The 16,933-nt window shown below is 56.2% G+C and carries 18 protein-coding genes; 12 read left to right on the top strand and 6 right to left on the bottom strand.

Translation table 11 applies throughout. The features are described from left to right. Positions 1-131: 131 nt before the first annotated feature. Complete coding sequence (locus ACR0A2_RS01225) at positions 132-1,358, top strand: cytochrome b/b6 domain-containing protein (protein ID WP_480833815.1); 1,227 nt, start codon at positions 132-134, stop codon at positions 1,356-1,358. Positions 1,359-1,419: 61 nt separating this feature from the next. On the opposite strand, the gene ACR0A2_RS01220 is transcribed toward ACR0A2_RS01225, so the two are convergent. Together ACR0A2_RS01220 and ACR0A2_RS01215 are read right to left on the bottom strand one after the other, a co-directional pair. After that, the gene (locus ACR0A2_RS01220; protein ID WP_152458333.1) at positions 1,420-1,992 is read right to left on the bottom strand and encodes a YceI family protein; all 573 of its coding nucleotides are present in this window, start codon (positions 1,990-1,992) and stop codon (positions 1,420-1,422) included. A 125-nt stretch (positions 1,993-2,117) separates the two neighbouring features. Further along, entirely contained in the window at positions 2,118-2,636 is a 519-nt protein-coding gene (locus tag ACR0A2_RS01215) for a hypothetical protein (protein ID WP_152458334.1), read from the bottom strand. A 283-nt stretch (positions 2,637-2,919) separates the two neighbouring features. On the opposite strand from ACR0A2_RS01215, the gene rpsF reads away from it, so the two are divergent. The 6 genes from rpsF to ACR0A2_RS01185 all read left to right on the top strand — a co-directional run bounded on the left by rpsF (position 2,920) and on the right by ACR0A2_RS01185 (position 6,705). Beyond that, positions 2,920-3,273, top strand: coding sequence for a 30S ribosomal protein S6 (gene rpsF, locus ACR0A2_RS01210; RefSeq protein ID WP_152458335.1), 354 nt, complete (start codon positions 2,920-2,922; stop codon positions 3,271-3,273). Positions 3,274-3,301: 28 nt separating this feature from the next. Beyond that, positions 3,302-3,529, top strand: coding sequence for a 30S ribosomal protein S18 (gene rpsR, locus ACR0A2_RS01205; RefSeq protein WP_005608650.1), 228 nt, complete (start codon positions 3,302-3,304; stop codon positions 3,527-3,529). Positions 3,530-3,541: 12 nt separating this feature from the next. Then, complete coding sequence (gene rplI / locus ACR0A2_RS01200) at positions 3,542-4,162, top strand: 50S ribosomal protein L9 (RefSeq protein WP_171115363.1); 621 nt, start codon at positions 3,542-3,544, stop codon at positions 4,160-4,162. A gap of 157 nt (positions 4,163-4,319) precedes the next feature. Next, a complete protein-coding gene (locus ACR0A2_RS01195) occupies positions 4,320-4,805 on the top strand; it encodes a transglycosylase SLT domain-containing protein (RefSeq protein ID WP_480445470.1) in 486 nt (161 codons plus the stop codon). A 236-nt stretch (positions 4,806-5,041) separates the two neighbouring features. After that, a complete protein-coding gene (locus ACR0A2_RS01190; RefSeq protein WP_152458337.1) occupies positions 5,042-5,743 on the top strand; it encodes an autoinducer binding domain-containing protein in 702 nt (233 codons plus the stop codon). A 107-nt stretch (positions 5,744-5,850) separates the two neighbouring features. Beyond that, positions 5,851-6,705, top strand: a complete 855-nt coding sequence (locus ACR0A2_RS01185; protein WP_152458338.1) for an acyl-homoserine-lactone synthase — start codon at positions 5,851-5,853, stop codon at positions 6,703-6,705. A gap of 100 nt (positions 6,706-6,805) precedes the next feature. On the opposite strand, the gene tig is transcribed toward ACR0A2_RS01185, so the two are convergent. The 3 genes from tig to ACR0A2_RS01170 all read right to left on the bottom strand — a co-directional run bounded on the left by tig (position 6,806) and on the right by ACR0A2_RS01170 (position 11,356). Next, positions 6,806-8,137, bottom strand: a complete 1,332-nt coding sequence (gene tig / locus ACR0A2_RS01180; protein ID WP_480834448.1) for a trigger factor — start codon at positions 8,135-8,137, stop codon at positions 6,806-6,808. A 184-nt stretch (positions 8,138-8,321) separates the two neighbouring features. Continuing rightward, positions 8,322-9,446, bottom strand: a complete 1,125-nt coding sequence (locus tag ACR0A2_RS01175; RefSeq protein WP_480618172.1) for a porin — start codon at positions 9,444-9,446, stop codon at positions 8,322-8,324. A 308-nt stretch (positions 9,447-9,754) separates the two neighbouring features. Beyond that, positions 9,755-11,356: an NAD(P)H-hydrate dehydratase gene (locus tag ACR0A2_RS01170; RefSeq protein ID WP_480833814.1), complete on the bottom strand. Its 1,602-nt coding sequence runs from the start codon at positions 11,354-11,356 to the stop codon at positions 9,755-9,757. 171 nt (positions 11,357-11,527) lie between these two features. Between ACR0A2_RS01170 and ACR0A2_RS01165 the strand changes: the two genes are divergently transcribed. The 5 genes from ACR0A2_RS01165 (at position 11,528) to ACR0A2_RS01145 (ending at position 16,052) form a co-directional block, all read left to right on the top strand. Further along, positions 11,528-11,866, top strand: coding sequence for a P-II family nitrogen regulator (locus tag ACR0A2_RS01165; RefSeq protein WP_152458342.1), 339 nt, complete (start codon positions 11,528-11,530; stop codon positions 11,864-11,866). A gap of 41 nt (positions 11,867-11,907) precedes the next feature. After that, positions 11,908-13,314, top strand: coding sequence for a type I glutamate--ammonia ligase (glnA, locus tag ACR0A2_RS01160; protein ID WP_480833813.1), 1,407 nt, complete (start codon positions 11,908-11,910; stop codon positions 13,312-13,314). Positions 13,315-13,440: 126 nt separating this feature from the next. After that, a complete protein-coding gene (locus tag ACR0A2_RS01155; protein WP_480445477.1) occupies positions 13,441-14,088 on the top strand; it encodes an MSMEG_1061 family FMN-dependent PPOX-type flavoprotein in 648 nt (215 codons plus the stop codon). Between the two features lie 66 nt (positions 14,089-14,154). Next, positions 14,155-14,943, top strand: a complete 789-nt coding sequence (locus ACR0A2_RS01150) for a lytic murein transglycosylase (RefSeq protein WP_480445478.1) — start codon at positions 14,155-14,157, stop codon at positions 14,941-14,943. A gap of 197 nt (positions 14,944-15,140) precedes the next feature. Further along, positions 15,141-16,052, top strand: a complete 912-nt coding sequence (locus ACR0A2_RS01145) for a hypothetical protein (protein ID WP_480833812.1) — start codon at positions 15,141-15,143, stop codon at positions 16,050-16,052. Between the two features lie 36 nt (positions 16,053-16,088). On the opposite strand, the gene ACR0A2_RS01140 is transcribed toward ACR0A2_RS01145, so the two are convergent. Then, the gene (locus ACR0A2_RS01140) at positions 16,089-16,832 is read right to left on the bottom strand and encodes a heme-dependent oxidative N-demethylase family protein (RefSeq protein WP_480833811.1); all 744 of its coding nucleotides are present in this window, start codon (positions 16,830-16,832) and stop codon (positions 16,089-16,091) included. Between the last annotated feature and the right edge of the window lie 101 nt (positions 16,833-16,933).

Here is a 16,933-nt window from a genome sequence, read left to right as displayed (position 1 = left end):
GACTGATCGTCTGGCACAAGCATTGCCTGTGTTCTGCATTCTGGCACCTTGGCTGTGCACAAGCGCTTACTTGTGCCGACTTCCGATAACCTTAACTTGGGCGCAGCACAGAATCTCGGAGCGTTGCACCCATGGCCTCGACCAATTCCTTCTCAAGTTACGGAAGTGTCGCAAAGACGTTTCACTGGCTCACCGCGTTGCTGATCTTTACGGCCCTGCCGCTCGGCTGGATCGCGGACAACCTGGCCCACGCCGTATTGCATGCCTCCAGAGCCCCAAGCGAGGCCGAAATCGCACGCGCGGCGCGCATGTTCTCATTGCACAAAACCGTAGGCGTCACCGTGTTCTTCGTTGCTTTGGCTCGGATAATGTGGGCCTTCACGCAAACCAAGCCCGGCCTGCTGAATGCCGACAACAAGCCCGAGGCTTTTGCCGCCGAAACTGTCCACTGGCTTCTTTATGGGTCATTGGTGCTTGTGCCACTGACCGGTTGGGTGCACCACGCCGCAACCGAAGGGTTTGCTCCAATCCTCTGGCCCTTCGGCCAAAATCTGCCTTTTGTACCGAAATCAACCATTGTGGCCGAGGTGACAGGCGTTCTGCATTGGCTGTTCATGTGGACGCTCGTCGGCGCGCTGGTCCTGCATGTTGCCGGAGCGTTGAAGCATCACGTCATAGACAAAGACAGCACGTTGCGCAGGATGTTGCCGGGTGGGTCAGATGCACCGGATCCTCCACACCAGCATCATTCCCTTGTGCCCGCCGTCGCCGCGGTGGCCGTTTGGGCGCTTGTCCTCACCGGTGGCTGGGTCTCTGGCGAATTTGCGCGTGAGGCCGACGATGATGACGCCGACGTCCAACTGGCCGAGGTGCAATCAGACTGGCAGGTTCAGAACGGCACCTTGTCCATTACGATCTCGCAATTGGGCAGCCCGGTCACCGGCTCGTTTTCCGACTGGACAGCCGCAATTTCTTTTGACGACCCGGCCGAGCCTGGTCCGGCCGGGTCCGTCGAGGTCACGATCGCAATAGGTTCTCTCAGCCTCGGAACCGTAACCGAACAGGCCATGGGTGCGGATTTCTTCAACAACGCCCAGTTTCCGACGGCCCAGTTCGCGGCTGACCTTTTCAAAACCGAAAGCGGATATGAGGCACGCGGACCACTGACAATCCGCGACAAGACGATCGATATTATACTCCCGTTTTCACTGGAGCTTGAGGACGACACCGCGACCATGACAGGCTCGGTTGATCTGAACAGGTTGGATTTCGGCATCGGCGCATCGCAGCCCACCGAAGATTCGCTCGGCTTCACCGTCACAGTCGCTGTGGAACTCGCCGCGTCCCGCAGTCAGTGATGCCAAATACATACCGCCGGTGACAGGATCACCGGCGGTTTTCGTGTTCGCCGTCTTGCGCTTATTCGGCTTTTTGCGCTTCGACCGAGATCTGCACCTGCACTTCGTCACTGACAAACGGTGCGAACTGGCCCAGATCAAATTCACTGCGGACAAGGGTCGTGGTGGCGTCGAAACCGGCCCATGGCTTGTTCGCCATTGGATGGGTATCAACCTTGTTCAGTTTGGCATCCAGAACAACGGATTTGGTCACGCCGTTCATGGTGAGGTCGCCGGTGATCTTGGCAGTGTTTTCACCCGTAACTTCGATACCCGTCGAGGTAAAGGTGATCAGATCGCCCTCGGTCGCACCAAAGAAATCTTCGGTCATGAAGTGATCTTCGCGCGGCTTCCAGCCGGTGAACATCTCCAATACCGGCATCGACACGCTCACGCTGGAGGCGGCGGGATTTTCCTGATCAAACATGATCTCGCCCTCAAAGCCCGAGAACATGCCGGTTGTGGTTGAAAAGCCCAGGTGGTCATAGCTGAAGACAACCTGGCTGTGGCTCGGGTCCAGCACGTATTTCTCGGCGCTGGCGAATGCCGTGGTCGCCGATACGGCCAGTGCAGCAGCAAGAAGGGTGGATTTCATAACAATCTCCGCGTTTTTGTGAACGCAACCCGGCAGGGTTGCTCACAAACAAAATGTGCCGCCTGTCGGCGGCACACAACCTTTTTCGAGTCACAACATCTGTTCCTTTTTGAACAGAATAAAGTTCAGCCGAAAATTGTTACGCTCTTGCTCAGTTGCCCTTTCAGCGCTCGGCTGACATCCGCCGATTCAAGGGGCAGCTTCATCAAAAGGCTCCCGTCCACATCAAACAAGTGGACTTCGTTTTCTTCAAAACGCGCACCACCCAGCGAGTCATAGCTGCGGCGCAGCACCGTCTGAGGGCGCCCGTCTTCGTTCTTTTGCAGAACACGGACTTCGCGGCGGATCGGATCGAAATAGGCATCCGGGCGCTGATCAAGAACTTCGATCGTCAGCAAACTGACACCGACGATCAGAAACAGCATGGATGCCACCATCTTGATCGGCCAGACATCTGCACCCACGATCGAACCTGGCATCAGCCACATCGAAAACGCCGAAAAGATCAAGAACGCTCCTACCAACCGCGCCAGGATCAAACGGGCCTTCCAGTTTGGCGCGAAGGCAATCATTACCGGCACCGAATGCTCAAAGCGCGAGCCCGCCGCCTCTTCCCGGTATGTGTTTGTATTGGTCGCGGTCATAACACTTCACCTTTTATCAGGTTACTGTCGAATTTCTGTTTGGTCCGGGTAACGTCCGGTATGCAAAACAACTTTGAGCCGAAAAGCGTCAGCATTTGGGCGGCCCAAAGGAAATTGGGCGGCGTCTCAAAGGCATATGTGGCGGGGCTTGCTCCTGCGGTTCAAACGTGTATACGGGGCCATCCTTCGCAATCAGATGAATCGCGCAGCCTCTCGTGGCAGGGTCGCGAAGGACCGGATGGCCCCGCCTATGAAATGCGCCTTGACATAAACAGGAGTGCACATGCCACTGTATGAGCATGTAATGATCGCGCGTCAGGATCTGTCCAACGCGCAGGCGGAAAGCCTCGTCGAACATTTCGGCACCGTTCTGGCTGACAACGGCGGCAAGCTGGTTGATAGCGAGTACTGGGGCGTCAAGACGATGGCCTACAAGATCAACAAGAACCGCAAGGGCCACTACGCCTTCCTGAAAACCGATGCGCCCTCGGGTGCGGTTCAGGAAATGGAACGCCTGATGCGCCTGCATGATGACGTCATGCGCGTTCTGACCATCAAGGTTGACGGTCACGAAGACGGCCCGTCGGTTCAGATGCAGAAGCGTGACGAACGTGGCGACCGCCGCGAGCGTCGTTGATCACCGCCTGAGGAAAGGACACTAAACCATGGCCGCAAAACCATTTTTCCGCCGCCGCAAGGTCTGCCCGTTCTCGGGTGAGAACGCGCCAAAAATCGACTACAAGGACACCCGTCTGCTACAACGCTACATCTCTGAGCGCGGCAAGATCGTTCCTTCGCGCATTACCGCCGTTTCGGCGAAAAAGCAGCGTGAACTGGCCCGTGCTATCAAGCGCGCCCGCTTCCTCGCCCTGCTGCCCTACGCTGTGAAGTAAGGAGAGACTGACATGCAAGTTATCCTGCTGGAACGCGTTGCGAAACTGGGTCAGATGGGCGACGTCGTTGACGTCAAGCCCGGCTACGCCCGCAACTTCCTGCTGCCTCAGGGCAAAGCTCTGAGCGCCTCGGACGCCAACATCGCGTCGTTCGAAGCCCAGAAAGCGCAGCTTGAGGCACGCAACCTGGAAACCAAGAAAGAAGCTGAAGCACTGGCTGAAAAGCTGGACGGACAGCAGTTCATCGTGATTCGCTCGGCATCGGATGCTGGCGCTCTGTACGGCTCGGTCACCCCGCGTGACGCCGCAGAGGCTGCAACCGAAGCTGGTTTCACCGTCGACAAAAAGCAGGTTGTTCTGGTCAATCCGATCAAGGAACTGGGCCTGCACTCGGTTGCAGTCAAGCTGCACCCCGAAGTCGAAGTTGAAATCAAGATGAACGTGGCGCGTTCGGAAGAAGAAGCTGAACTTCAGGCCTCGGGCAAATCGATCCAGGAACTGGCCGCCGAAGAAGAAGCAGCCGCTGAATTCGAGATCGCCGAACTGTTCGACGACATCGGCTCGGCCGCGTCCGAGGACGAAGAGCTGGCTCCGGAAGCCGCTCCTGCCGAGGAAGACGAAGCCAAAGCCTGATCCGGCAAGGTTTCGAACACAACAAAGGCCGTGCTTCAAGCGCGGCCTTTTTTCTTGTCTCCGAGCCAAACCAGCAAATTTTAGCCCAACTCCATCCATAATCTTGCAGCCAAATACTCAGGCCATATCATTGCAACTCGAAACCCCGGAGAAACGTATGCCCCTGTTCACCCGTCGCAATCTCATGGCACTCTTGCTGACAGCCCCGTTGGTTGCCTGCGGTGCAGGAGAAGTCTCCAAGGCAGAGACACAACAATTCAATCCTCCGCTCTATCCAAACGAAACGCCAGAACTTCGCGCGTCGATCAACAAATGGGCGGACCACTACGAGCTTCCGCGAGAGCTTGTTCACAAGCTTGCTATTCGTGAAAGCACGCATCGCCCTTGGGCGGTCAACCGGCCCTATTATGGGTTGTTGCAAATCCTTCCGGCCACCGCACGATCCATGGGATACACCGGAAACGCCAAAGGTCTATTGGACGCGGACACCAACCTTGAGTTCGCCGGGAAATACCTTCGTGGCGCCTGGCTTCTGGCTGACGGCAACCAGGATCGGGCCATATTTCTTTATGCCAAGGGCTTTTACCCCGAGGCCAAAGCGCGCGGATTGTTGGTGGAAACTGGGCTGAAACCCGCCAACTGACGGTGATTAGCGTCAGAAAGCCGCGTGAAATTAGCACTTTTTGCCGAATAGTGACAAAAATGTTCTATTGAATGTCTCATTATTTGGAATTGCGCAGACAATTAGTACCTCGCCTTGTCATGTTTAGGAAAGTATGGTGTTCTGGCTCGGTGAGGTAAACGGGTTCCACTCTGTGTTATATGCATGCTCGACGACACCATCGGGCTGTAAGATGGGCCGCAGCTGGTAGGCACCACATGGAAATTGTCGATCTGAGCACTCTGCCGGATTCAGAAGTTCGATACACCGAATTTCTAAGGCAAATCTGTGAGAAGCATGATATGGATCATGCCGCTTATGCTGGCATGAACCCTGCTGCCGGCACGGTTGCCGGCTTTGTTACCTATGACGACGCCTGGAATGAGCACTACCAAAACCAGGGTCTGATCATGATTGATCCGACCATCCATATGGCCCGCCGCAGCATCGCGCCAGTGGATTGGAGCCGACTTGAGCGCAGCCCCGACTTCCAACGTGTATTCCGGGATGCCCATGATTTTGGATTGCCAAACCAAGGCGTTACAATTCCCGTGCGCGGTCCCTACGGAGATATCGGCCTGCTGAGCGCAACGCGCAATTGCAGCAAAGAGGAATGGCGCAAGCTATACACGCATGTCATTAGTGACTTGCAATCGATGGCAGTGCACATCCATGACAACGTGGTTTCCTCAGACGAATTGACCAGCGCGCTGTATCATCCAACACTTTCCAGACGTGAGACAGAGATCTTGCAGTGGGTTGCGGCAGGGAAATCGCAACAGGACATCGGCGATATTTTGTCCATTTCACACCGAACCGTAGAAGTGCACTTGCGTTCCAGTCGAGAAAAGCTTAGTGCGCTGACCACTCCTCAGGCCGTTGGCCGGGCGATTGCAATTGGGCTTATTACCCCAAGTTAAACAAAAAAAACGCAAAATTTCGCCAAAATACGGGAAACCCCCAATAGAAAAATCCCCTGTGTCCGGTAACGTCTAAGTTACCGAATAACCACTCGAAGGGGGAAGAAATGATCATCGTGGTAGATGGCCTGAACAGACATATGTTCAGCGAAGTTCTTGATGAAATGTTCGAGTTGAGAGCACGAGTTTTTGGCGAACGCCTGGGATGGGACGTCAACATTGAAGATGGCAAAGAGATCGACGAGTTCGATCACCTGGACCCGGCATATGTAATCGGACTCGACGATGAGGGGAATGTCGTCGCAGCCGTGCGTGCCCTCCAGACCACCGGACCACACATGTTGTCGGATGTCTTCTCGGCGATCCTTTGCGGCGAAGCACCACTTCGCAGTGCGACCATGTGGGAATCGACCCGGTTCTGCGTCGACACGCAACGGCTCACGCGTGGCAAAGAAAAGAACTCGGTCTCCTACGCGACTTGCGAGTTGATGATCGGATCTTTGGAATATGCGAAAAATGCAGGTATTCAGGACATCATCACCGTGATTGATCCGGTCATGGATCGGGTGTTGAAGCGTTCGAATTGCGCGCCTTACGACTATGTCGGTAAGACAGTTCCAATGGGCAAGGTTCACGCATTGGCCGCTCTGCTGGACTGCACCGAAGAACGTATCGCCGGCCTGCGTGAATTTGCGGGCATTCACAACGACGTATTTATGGACGAAGAAGAAGCGTTGGCTCTGTTCGCCGCTAAGAAAGCCGCAGCACAGAACCCCGCGAACCAGGATCACAAACCACTCACCGATCTCGAGAAATATTTTGTGGAACAGATGAGCGCCGCAAAAACAGAAGCTGAACGGCAGGATGTCCTCAAGCTGATCGAAGCGCTCACGGATACGTTCACGCCAGAGCAAAGAACCGCTCTTTTGGAAACCCCCCGTGCTTTTGCTCATGAGGCCTGACCCCCTCACCTCATAGATACAAAAGCCACCCATGCGGAGCCGTCTGATTGCAGGCGGCTCCGTTTTTTGTCCCTTCTTCTGACGAAGGGAAGGAAGAGGATTACTCCTCTTCCAGTGCCTCAACGGCTTTCTGCAGGTCGTCCTTGCTGACTTCTTTGTCAGTGACCTGAGCCAGCTCCAACACGTAGTCCACAACCTTGTCTTCAAAGATCGGCGCACGCAGCTGCTGTTGCATCTGCGCGTTCTGTTGAACGAACTCGAAGAACTGACGTTCCTGACCCGGGTACTGACGGGCCTGGTTCATGATCGCCTGTGTCATCTCAGCGTCTGTAACTTCAACCTCGGCCTTCTGGCCCAGTTCAGCCAGCAACAGGCCCAGACGCACGCGACGCTCGGCCAGCTTGGTGTGCTCGTCCGTGGGCTCGATCGGGTCATGGTCGTGGCCTTCGACATCTGGGTTTTCTTCGTGCCACAGTTGATGCGCAATCTGCTTGGCTTCGGCTTCAACCAGCGACGGCGGCAGATCGAACGACACCTTCTCGTCCAGTGCATCCAGCAAAGCGCGCTTGATCACGGCGCGCGATGCACCTGCATATTCAGCTTCCAGGCGCTCTGCGATCTGGCTTTTCAGGGCTTCAAGATCTTCGGCGCCGAATTTCTTAGCCAGTTCGTCGTTCACTTCCGCAGCAACCGGTTCTTTGACTTCCTTGATGGTGCAGGTGAAAACTGCGTCTTTGCCCGCCAGATGCTCGGCGCCGTACTCTTCAGGGAACGTAACGTTGACGTCCTTTACTTCTTCGGCTTTCACGCCAACCAGTTGCTCTTCGAAGCCAGGGATGAAGCTGTTCGAGCCAAGTACCAGCGGGTAATCCTCTGCCGAACCACCTTCAAATTCTTCGCCGTCAACCTTACCGACGAAATCGAACACGATCTGGTCGCCGTCCTTGGCTTTTGACCCCTTGCGGCGCGCTTTGAAGTCCTGAGCGGTTTCCGCAAGATTGTTCAGCGCTTCTTCAACGGCTGCTTCATCAGCCTTGACGATCAGTTTTTCCAACTCGACCGATTTCAGATCAACTTCTGGGATCGCTGGCAGCGCCTCGTAAGACATGGCGACTTCTACGTCATCGCCTTCTTTCCAGTCCTCATTGGTCATCTTGACCTCGGGCTGAAGCGCGGGGCGGTCACCGCTGTCTTCGAAATGCTTGTTCATGGCGCCGTCGATGGTTTCCTGCATCGCCTCGCCCAACAGGCGCTGGCCGAACTGCTTTTTCAGCAGCGCCATGGGCACCTTGCCTTTACGGAAACCTTTCATTTCGATTTCCGGCTGCGCTTCGGTCAGCTTTTCATTGACCTTTTCGTCCAGCTCGGCTGCTGACACAACGATGTTGTAGCCACGTTTCAGACCTTCGTTCAGCGTCTCGGTAACCTGCATTATGGTAGTCCCCATAGGATTCGGGGCGCGCAAATAGGGCGCGCCGGGCAAATTTGAAGCCTTCTATTTGCCCTGCCGCCCGCGTGCAAGAGGCAAAGGCTGAATCCAGTGGTATTTGATCGCCTAAACCGCAAAAAAGAACGCCCCGGAAACCGGGGCGCTCGCACTTGTTCCAGCCAGACAATCAGAACTTCCAGCGTGCGCCCAGAACCCATGCTTCGTTGTTGTCGAATGACGAGCCGTCATCGAAATCGTGGTTGCGGTATTTCAGATAAACATCCGTGTTGATCGGCTCGACTTTTTGCACGACCGCGATACCCCAAGCTTTGGTGTCAGAACCGTTGCTCTGGAAATCCGAGCCATCATAATAGTCGATACCGACACCGGTCTTGCCCCAGGACACCCAGTTGCCTTCGTACGAGATCTTACCGTACCAATAGTTCGGATCCGTGGCACCGGCCTGATCATCGTCGCGCGTACCGCCCGCAATCGTAAAGCCCAACCCGCTGGGAAGCAGGACGGAAGCGGAACCGATCGTATCTTTGCGATCCCCCGAATTGTTATCCCGGTCTCTTACCGAATAGGCAACGGCTGCAGCGAACTCCACACCACCGGCAAAAGTGTTTTCGTAAAACAGACCGACGTCATAATAGTCGTCGTCGTCGCTGCTGGACAAAATGTTCTGACCATAAGCGAATCCGGCGGAGAACCCATTGAACGTTGGCGTATCATACCGCACACGACCACGCCGCGCGCCATCAAAGTTGCTGGAACTGTCACCAACCGTAATACCGCTCAGCATTCCGGTCGTGTCGCGATAGAAGAACCCTGCGTTTTCATCGTTGGTAAACGAATACAGCGCGGTTCCGACATATGACAGATCAACCTCTGCGGCACCATCGGCGACCATGCTGCCCTGACCTGCCGAAAACTTGCCGTAGCCACCTTTCAGCGAGAAATCCACATGTCGAATGTCTTCGCGATTCCATCCATCTGCGTTGGTTCCGAATTGATCGGCAGACGCCGAACCCGGCAGGCCAAGGCCTGTTTCAAACCAAAACTGGAATTCGTTGCTTCCATATGGCTGCACAAGTCGCAGGCCAACACGGCTGTTCGACAGATCGTTGTCGAGAACACGGGTCTCGGTGTCCTGTCCGTCATCCACCGAGATCAAGGCGGGGTGCAACTGTCCATACAGCAGCACATATCCGCCACTATTGTTTTCGTATTTCATTTCCGCCACAGCCGGGATGGCGGTCGTCGCAGTCAGAACAGCGGCTACTGATATCGGTTTGATGTTAAGGGTCATTTCACTCACCATGAAAGGTTCGGGGTTCAGATACTGTCCATTTGTTTACGAACTGCGAGCGTTCCAGTGGCCCGCATTCGCTCCCTCGCAAACATTGCAAATTCGCAACATGGCATGTCAAAAAACAGGTCATTTCGCATTTTATATCATACAGTTACGAATCCATTCGAAAATCCGCGGCACCGTGTGCAAATAAATTGTGACGTCCAGCTATGCATCTGGCAAACATTCGGTCTGCATTGACGTGAAGCTTGACGGCGGATTTCCGCCGACTCGCCGGGAATTGAGCCGTTCCACGCCCAACGAACTCAAATATTCAACTTTCTGAAAACCTCCGGCACCTGTTCCGGCAAATCTTCCGCGATCAAACCCGGCCCGAACTGGCGCGCACATTCCACATGCAGCCACGCCGCAGTTTCCGCCGCCTGCATCGGTGCCAAACCTCGCGCCAACAACCCTGCGATGAATCCGGCCAGCACATCGCCGGACCCGGCCGTCGCCAACCAGGGGGCCGCTCTTTCGTAAACGGCCGAGTTCACCACGCACCGGCCATCCGGCGCAGCAATCACCGTGTCCGGGCCCTTGAACAGAACCACGCACCCAGCCCGTTTTGCGGCAGCACGCGTTGCGTCTACCTTGGAAAACGCCGGGCCTTTGGCCGGTTGCGCGTTCATCTGCGCGGCGATGTCCGGAAATACCCGAGCAAATTCCCCGCCATGCGGTGTCAGTACGCATTTGTCGTGCAATCGCGCGATCAGGGCGCCGGGATCCTCTGCAAAAGCTGACAAAGCATCCGCATCCAACACGGTCGCCCGCCGCGCAGCCAACGCCATCGGCACCAGCGCCTGCGCCCGCTCGAATCCCAGCGCAGGCCCCAGACAGAGCGCATTCAGGCGCGTATCCTCAAGTATGTCAGACAATCCATCAGCCCCATCAACCCGCTGCAACATGAGAGCCGTGATCTGACTGGCCACCTCCATCTGCGCAGACGGCGGCACGCCCAGCGTCACCAGCCCCGCTCCAACCCGCAAAGCCCCCCGCGCCGCCAACCGCGCGGCCCCTGTTTTGCCGCCCCCCCCGGACAGGATCAAAGCATGACCATGTGAGTATTTGTGGCCAACCGAACCTTTCGACAGCTTCACCCCGTCGGCCTCGGTCGTGTGAACGATCTGACCGTCTTCCAGTGTTTCAAGCCCGATCGATTTGGTTCGGACCGTCCCGCAGGTCACCGGACCATCACCTAGAACATGCCCAAGCTTTTTGCTGTGAAACGTCACCGTCATGTCCGCAACAATCGCCTGACCAAGAATGCGACCACTGTCGGCGCACAGGCCGCTTGGCGCGTCAATTGAAACGACCTTTACGCCTCGATCTCGCAGCAGGTCTCTGACCGGCGCATTGGCCAACATGGAAAACGCCCCAGCAAATGGCCGGGTGAGACCCGTGCCAAAAACCCCGTCGACAACCAGATCAATGCTCTTTAGAAACCCAAGAAAATCATCCGCCAACGGGGCGGAGTCGACAGCGAAGACGCGAACCTCGTTCTTTGCACCCCATCTCTCATAATTCACCCGCGCATCCGGAGGCAGCTTTTCCGGGTCTCCATAAAGGAACACCTCAACCACCCACCCCTGCTTCTGCAAAAGCCGCGCCACGACAAACCCGTCACCCCCATTGTTGCCCGGTCCGCACAGCACCACTGCGCGCAGCGGATCCTCTTCATCTGGCCCTAAATATCCCGGGGAGCGCGAGGGGCTGGCCCCTCGCCTGTCCAACACGGGCCATTCTTCGAAAATCGCGTCAACAACACCCCGCCCGGCCCGCTCCATCAGCTCCAGACCGGTCACGTCACCAGACTTGATGGCGGCCTGCTCAATGGCCCGCATCTGTGCCGCTGTCAGCAATTCCATCCTTTCACCCCTTGCCCGATTCAATTTTGATTACTTTTTATGCAAGTCGCTCAAAAAATAGCACCTAGCCGTTTTTCCAAGCACCGCGACCTGCACGATATCGCAATCACATTGCCGCCCGATCTTAGACGTGATCACTGCCCCTGAGACAACCATTCAAGGTGAGCCGGGATGAAAAAGATCGAAGCGATCATCAAGCCGTTCAAACTGGACGAAGTGAAAGAGGCATTGCAGGATGTGGGCGTCCAGGGCCTCAGCGTCATCGAGGTCAAGGGCTTCGGTCGCCAGAAAGGCCATACCGAACTGTATCGCGGCGCGGAATATGTCGTCGATTTTCTGCCCAAGGTAAAGGTCGAGGTCGTATTGGACGACGACCAGGTCGACGCTGCGATCGAAGCCATCGTATCGGCCGCCAAAACCGACAAGATCGGAGACGGCAAGATTTTCGTCTCGCCCGTCGACCAAGCCATTCGCATTCGAACCGGCGAGACCGGCTCGGAAGCGCTCTAATTCACAACAATACTGACACATCTATCAGAAGGACCAAGGGAATGAGCGCAGACGCAGTTCTCAATACAATCCGCGAAGAAGACGTCGCATATGTCGACATCCGCTTCACCGACGTGCGCGGCAAACTACAGCACGTCACGGTGGACGTCGATCTGGTCGACGAAGACTTCCTGGAAGAAGGCTTCATGTTTGACGGCTCGTCCATTGCAGGCTGGAAATCGATCGAAAACTCGGACATGAAACTGATCGCCGACACGACTTCGGCTTACATCGACCCGTTCTATGCGGAGAAGACACTGTGTCTGCACTGCTCGATCGTTGAGCCCGACACCGGTGAAGCCTATAGCCGTGACCCGCGCGGAACCGCGCAGAAAGCCGAAGCCTACCTGAAGTCCAGCGGTATCGGTGACGTAGCCTACATGGGTCCCGAAGCTGAATTCTTCCTGTTCGATGACGTTCGTTTTTCCAACAGCATCAATAAAGTATCTTTCGAAGTTGATGCAACGGATGCGTCGTGGAACACCGACACCGAATACGAGATGGGCAACATGGGCCACCGTCCGGGCGTCAAGGGCGGCTACTTCCCGGTCAACCCTATTGACGAAGCGCAGGACCTGCGTTCGGAAATGCTGTCGACCATGAAACGTCTGGGCATGAAGGTCGACAAGCACCACCACGAAGTGGCCTCGTGCCAGCACGAGCTGGGTCTTGTCTTTGACAGCCTGACCAAGCAGGCCGATGAGCTGCAAAAATACAAGTACGTCATCCACAATGTCGCGCACGCCTACGGCAAATCGGCCACTTTCATGCCAAAGCCTGTTGCAGGAGACAACGGCACCGGGATGCACGTGAACATGTCGATCTGGAAAGATGGCAAGCCGCTGTTCGCTGGCGACAAATATGCCGACCTGTCGGACGAGGCGCTGTACTTCATCGGCGGCATCCTGAAACACGCCAAGACCCTGAACGCCTTCACCAACCCGTCGACCAACAGCTACAAGCGCTTGATCCCCGGGTTTGAAGCCCCCGTTCTGCGAGCCTATTCGGCACGTAACCGCTCGGGTTGTGTGCGTATCCCATGGACTGAAAGCCCCAAAGCCAAACGTGTCGAGGCGCGGTTCCCCGATCCGTCATCCAACCCCTATCTGGCGTTTGCCGCCCTGCTTATGGCTGGCCTGGACGGTATCAAGAACAAGATCAACCCCGGCGAGGCGATGGACAAGAACCTGTACGACTTGCCCGCCGAGGAACTGGCCGACATCCCGACCGTCTGCGGCAGCCTGCGTGAGGCTCTGGAAGCTCTGGCATCCGATCACGACTTCCTGCTTCAGGGCGATGTGTTCACCAAAGACCAGATCGACGGTTACATCGCACTTAAGATGGAAGAGGTGGAAACCTACGAGCACACGCCGCACCCGGTGGAGTACGGCATGTACTACAGCTGCTAAGCTGAGTACGGGAACGATTTGGCAGGGCGCCCCTTCGGGCGCCCTCGTCATGTCTGCCCACACGGTTTGACGCGCCGCCTTTGATCCAACAAACTGGTGAGAACACTCCCGGCCGGAGACGACAGCATGCCTTGCGATACCTCACCTTTCTCGAAATTCTCAAACCTTGTGACATCCGAACAGGAGCTGAGGAGGATCTCTGGCCATCCGCTGCCGCAGATCACTGCCAAGGAGGTGTCCTCCCTCGATCAGATGTGTCGCGATTTCATAGCGACCTCGCCATTTTGCCTGATCGCTTCGGCCAACACGGATGGGCATCTTGATGTTTCACCCCGTGGTGACCCGCCCGGCTTTGTTCAGGTGCTGTCCGATACCCTGATCGCGATCCCGGATCGGCCGGGAAACAAACGCGTGGATACGTTTCACAATGTTCTCAAGGATCCGCGCGTCAGCGTCCTGTTCTTTGTTCCGGGCAAGATGGAAACGCTCCGCATTCGCGGCACCGCCCGCATCTGTGCTGACCCCCGTTTGCTTGAAACCATGGCCATTGACGGGCACCCACCCAAACTGGCGCTGCTCATCCATGTCGAGACAGCATTTGCACACTGTCCCAAATGTGTAATCCGCGCACATCTGTGGCAACCCGAAGACTGGCCGGATTCGACCCATCTGCCAAATATGAATGCGATGATGGTGAAACACGCCCGCATCAATGCCACGCCTGAGGAATGGTTCGAAACGCTCAGGAAAAAGGGCGAGCTGGACCTTTATTAACCGCTTTGCCCAAGGCGCAGCTCACGCTAGGCTAACCGCAGATTTCAATTCCATCGGATTACGCCCATGTTTCGCCTTGCCACCATTCTTGCCCTTTCCCTGACGTCTCCGGTTCTGGCCGCACCCTGTGGCAACACCAGCGCTGGATTTGAGGCATGGAAGGCCGATTTTGCCAAACAGGCACGCAAGGCGGGAGTGAAAAAGAAAGGTCTGCAAGCGCTGTCCCAGACACAATATGCCACGCGCACCATCGCCGCGGACCGCAATCAAAAAAGCTTCAAATACTCGCTGGACAAATTCATGCGTGTTCGAGGGGCCGATACAATCGTCGCACAGGGGCGCAAACGCAAAGCCGCCAACCCGAACTATTATGCCGCCTTTGAGCGGCAATATGGTGTTCCTGCGGGCGTTCTGATCGCCATTCACGGCATGGAAACCGGCTTTGGCAATTTCATGGGCGACAGTCAGGTTGTTTCCGCAATCACAACACTGGCCTATGATTGTCGCCGGTCAGAGTTCTTTATTCCCCACGCAATTGGGGCACTGAAACTGGTCGACATAGGCAGTATCACAATGGCGACAAAAGGGGCAAAACATGGCGAACTGGGCCACACGCAATTCCTGCCCGGCAACGCCCTGACCTATGGTGTCGATGCTACGGGCGACCGGCGCGTGGACTTCTACAACATGACGGATGCACTGGCCTCAACCGCCAATTTTCTTCGCAAGAAGGGGTGGAAACCAGGGCGCGGTTATCAACCCGGAGAACCAAACTTTCGCGTCTTGCAGCAGTGGAATGCTGCCTCGGTCTATCAGCAATCCATCGCAATAATGGCTGCCCGAATCGACAATTAGCCCCGCCGCACCGTCAACACGCGCCGCACCTGATTTCGCCACATTTCCGCCACAGTGACAAACAAAAGCCTTTAGTTGCTTGGTTTCCAAAGCGTAACCAATCGCTGGGAAATTTCACTTTTTTGCATTTTTCGCCAAATTCTCTCCAAGATGGGGTGCTAGTCTTTGAATAACAGAACGCAGAAAAGGACGGGGCAGTGGCTCGGAAGCACAGCTACCATGGCGGCCTGCAATTTGATGGCGACGCAACCGGCGCAATAGAGCGCTTTGGATCCATCGTTGCCACGACGCTGGAAGACTACGGTCATCTGGTCGAGCGCAAGGCCCTGCTCAGCGCGACCGAGGCTAGCATCGTCTCGAGCCAGTATCTTGTGCGGATGACTCTGGATACAGGCGCCTCCGGGCAGCAGGACCGATACGAGCGCATGGATCGCGCCGCAGGGTTGAAAACCATAACAAAGCCCCGCGTGTCGCATCCCCAAAACAGGTTGGTGCTGACAATTACGCCAGTCTCGCCACTTTTGGACGACGCCGAGATTTCGGAACTGATGCTGGTGGTCACTCTGTATCGCATGGTCGATATCTGTTCGACCCGACGGGTTGAATGGTTGTCGCCGCACACGGTTCTTACAGTCGAGCACTTCATGAGCGCCTTTGACACCCTGACACCAAGCCGAACAAGCCGGGATCGAAAGCAGATCTTTCAATCACTGACCGGACAGTTCGCCGGGATGCAGCAGTCTGAACAGGATGACACGATCACTGCCCTTCACGCTCCTGCCGCGCGTCCAATTCAACTGACCGACGAACAATTGCTCAGCATCGCGTTCCGAAGCGACGAGGCAGACCTGCCCGCCCAGATGGACGCAGGCGCTTCCATCGCGGATGATGCTGACAAGCCAAGCGACATCCTGCGCCTCAGCAGTTGGTGCATGACCGGAGTTTTGGCCAGCATTTCAGCGCCAATTGCCGTATCGATGGCCGCAGTCAACCTGATCCGGGGCGAGGATTTCCGCCTGAACACACAGGTGCTTGTGCTCACATTCGCCATTGTCGCGCTGAACGCCAGCAACGCCTTCGCCGATGTAGCGGGTGCCTTGGGCATGTAAAGGAATTATCGAAGACCCTCCTAGGAGGCCCCGCCATCAGGCGGGGTTTTCCGTTTTTAGGATCGCGTTTGCGGCCAGAACGTATGTGTGGATGGAAAACACGACCGCGTTGGTTTTCGGCAAACGCAACAACGTCTGCCGCTCGCTTCGCAGATAAGACGCCTGACACCGGTCCCGTATTTCACGCGGCTCACTGGCACTGCGAGGTTGGAACAGCTCCGGGTCTTCGTACCACAGGGCGTTGAAGCGCCACAGCGGGCGACCGGGTTGAATACCGTCAAACAGCCTCTGCACCCGTTTCGCGACATTGGCGTCATAGCTTTCCACAGGCACGTGGATATCAACCAGCGGCCGCATGAATTTCTCGGACAAGCGCCAACTGGCAGGAAAACACAGGATGGCACCCGTCAGAACATGCTCATTTCCCCGTTTCTGAAGGATGCAGAAGTCCTCCTGCACCAGCCTGCACAGCGTATCAAGCGGACGGTCGCGGTCGATCGCGACGGATACGCCATCCGGCCTTGCGGCCTCTGCCCCGGCCGTGGGATATGTCTGCATCAGCACCAGATCCAGCAGCTCCACCGCGGCAGGTTTGGCCCCAGGATCAAGCGCAAGAACATCGTCGCGCCGCTCAGCCAGAATTTCTTCGCGACGCCGCATCTGGTCGGCAAAAGCCTCATCCTGATGCAGCCAGTTTTCCATGGTTGCCGGTTGAATACCCGGCAAAGCGCGTGGGTTTTCGACATCATACGGGATCTTGTTTTGCAGAATACGAGTCATGCCGGTGGCTTAGCATGCGCAGCATTTCTTGTCGGTCGAAAACGACAACCTCGCCGTCGCATTTTTCTCAGACGATTGGTTGTGGCGGATGAATTGTAATT

It is taken from the genome of Ruegeria sp. H8, assembly GCF_056532905.1.
The sequence above is the reverse complement of the archived record's forward strand: the minus strand, read 5'-3'. Positions and strand labels throughout refer to the sequence as shown.